Raw genomic sequence first — 215 nt, 5'->3', positions numbered from 1 at the left:
GTCCCAGCAGTTCGCTCGGCGGCTCATGCTGGGAGCGAGATTGTGCTGTTCCAGGAACTCCTGCCACTCGTAGCCGGTGAACTGGGACCCCTGGTCCGCTGCCCGGCAGCGGTTTGCCTTCAAACCGCGAGAGGGGGAGTGCACATAGACCTTGGTCTTTGGCTTGCGACGCCAGACGGCCATCAGCAGGGCTTGCAGCGGCAGATCGGTGTAGG

Annotated in this window: 1 pseudogene; it reads right to left on the bottom strand. The window is 63.7% G+C overall.

Features of this window, described 5'->3' with window-relative positions:
• Positions 1 to 215, bottom strand: a pseudogene (locus V3C85_RS00070) (hypothetical protein); the annotation flags it as partial.

The organism is Pseudotabrizicola sp. L79, from assembly GCF_036553525.1.
In the GTDB taxonomy this organism is placed as follows: Bacteria; Pseudomonadota; Alphaproteobacteria; order Rhodobacterales; family Rhodobacteraceae; genus Pseudotabrizicola.
The sequence above is the reverse complement of the archived record's forward strand: the minus strand, read 5'-3'. Positions and strand labels throughout refer to the sequence as shown.